This window comes from Blastomonas sp., assembly GCF_041747255.1.
Lineage (GTDB): Bacteria > Pseudomonadota > Alphaproteobacteria > Sphingomonadales > Sphingomonadaceae > Blastomonas.
The window spans coordinates 1-2,105 of record NZ_JBGTFM010000052.1; the positions used below are offsets into that span (position 1 = coordinate 1).

Sequence of the window (2,105 nt, forward strand, 5' to 3'; positions counted from 1 at the left end):
CTCAAGACCGCGATCGAAGGCGGCGAGAATGCTGCCATGAAGACCAAGACCGACGCGCTGGCGCAGGCCGCGATGAAGCTGGGTCAGGCGATCTATGAGAAGGAACAGGCCGCTGCTGCCTCGCCCGATACCGAAGCGACGGCTCCGCAGGACGATGTGGTTGACGCCGAGTTCTCTGAAGTTGACGGCGACGCGAAAAACTGATTGCCGGATTGATGACAGACAGTCCAGCCGGGCGGGATGATCGGGAAGGTTGGCGAAAGCCAGCCCCCCGGTGATCCCGTCCGGCCGCTGCATGAAGAATCGCGACCTATGACCATGACCACAGCCACCGACTATTATGAGTTGCTCGGCGTCTCGCGGACCGCTGATGACGCCACGCTCAAATCCGCCTATCGCAAGCTGGCGATGCAATGGCACCCGGATCGCAACCCGGGCGATGCCTCAGCCGAGGCCAGGTTCAAGGCAATCAGCCAGGCTTATGACTGCCTGAAAGACCCGCAAAAGCGCGCGGCATATGATCGCTTTGGCCATGCAGCTTATGAAAGCGGCATGTCGGGCGGTGGCGGCGGCCAAGGGCCGGAGGGCTTTTCAGACCTTGGCGACATTTTCGACACCATTTTCGGTGGCGGCGGTGGCTTTGGCGGCGCGGGCGGCAGACGCGGCCCGGTGCGCGGCGCTGATTTGCGCTATGACATGGAAATCTCGCTGGAGGAGGCCTATCACGGCAAGGCCAGTGAAATCACCATCGATGTCGCGGCGACCTGTGACACCTGCGAGGGCAAGGGCGCGGAGCCGGGCACCAAGGTGCGCACCTGCAACCTGTGCGGGGGATCGGGCAAGATGCGGGCGCAGCAGGGCTTTTTCGTGGTCGAACGCACCTGCCCGAATTGCCATGGTAGCGGCAAGGTGATCGAAAGCCCGTGCCGCGCGTGCGGCGGCGAGGGCCGTGTCGACAAGGCGCAGACGCTGTCGGTCGATATTCCGCCTGGCGTCGACAACGGTACTCGCATTCGCCTGTCGGGCAAGGGCGAGGCGGGGCCGAACGGCATGCCCTCGGGCGATCTATATATTTTCATCCATGTTGCGCGGCATCGTATCTTCGAGCGCGACGGCACGACGCTGCTTACGCGTGCGCCAATCAGCATCACCACAGCCGCGCTGGGCGGCGATATCGAGATTCCGGGGCTCGATGGCAGCCGTCACCGCATCCATATTCCCGCCGGCATCCAGTCGGGCAAGCAGCTGCGCCAGCGCGGCGCGGGCATGCCCGTTCTGCAGGGACGCGGCACCGGTGACATGGTCATCCAGATCGATGTCGAGACACCGACCAAGCTGACCAGCCGCCAGAAGGAACTGCTGCGCGAATTCCAGGCGACCGAGACCGGACAGGAAAGCCCCGAAAGCACCGGCTTTTTCGCCAAGCTCAAGGAAATGTGGGACGGCATCGGCGAGTAGGCTTTTTCGCCAGCCTGCTGTTTTCCGGCGAACGCCGGAATCCAGGGCGACTGCAGTGCCATCTGCCTCCTGGATTCCGGCCTCCGCCGGAGAACAGAGTGTCATGTCAGCCACAGCCCGACCGGCCACGCCGCAATCGCCAGTAACGTGCCCAGCGGAAATCGGCTCGCAGCTGTTACGTTGCCCCCGCGCCGCTGCATCACCAGCGCGACGATCAGCCCCAGCCCGCTCGCACCCAGCAACACCATCGGCAGCGCCTGCCAGCCCAGCCACAGCCCGATCGCCCCCATCAGCCACGGATCGCCGCCGCCCATGCCATCATGGCCGCGTGCCCGCCGGTAGCCCCAGGCCACCAGCCAAAGCAGCGCAAAACCGGCTATCCCGCCGATCAGCCGCTCGGTGAGGGCAGGGGCAAGGCCAGCGAGGCCGCTGACGATCCCGCCCAGCGCCAGCAGCGCGGTCAACCGATGCGGCAACCAGAAATGCCGCAAATCCAGCCACGCCAGCGGCAGCAGCAGCCAGCCGAACGCGGCCAATGCCACGCCCTCCCATCCGGGTTGCACGGCCATCGCCAGTGCGCCGATGCTGGCCGCGAGCAGCTCAATCCACAGCGCGTCCCTGCCAATGCTCGCACCGCATCGCGCACA

Annotated in this window: 2 protein-coding genes and 1 pseudogene; 2 read left to right on the top strand and 1 reads right to left on the bottom strand. The window is 65.2% G+C overall.

The features are described 5' to 3' along the window. Positions 1-204: pseudogene (gene dnaK, locus ACEW8G_RS01980) on the top strand (molecular chaperone DnaK); the annotation flags it as partial. Positions 205-318: 114 nt separating this feature from the next. Then, a complete protein-coding gene (gene dnaJ / locus ACEW8G_RS01985) occupies positions 319-1,458 on the top strand; it encodes a molecular chaperone DnaJ (RefSeq protein ID WP_373486774.1) in 1,140 nt (379 codons plus the stop codon). Positions 1,459-1,559: 101 nt separating this feature from the next. On the opposite strand, the gene ACEW8G_RS01990 is transcribed toward dnaJ, so the two are convergent. Then, positions 1,560-2,105 (bottom strand): A24 family peptidase (locus ACEW8G_RS01990; RefSeq protein ID WP_373486773.1); only part of this gene is annotated, 546 nt, incomplete at its 5' end.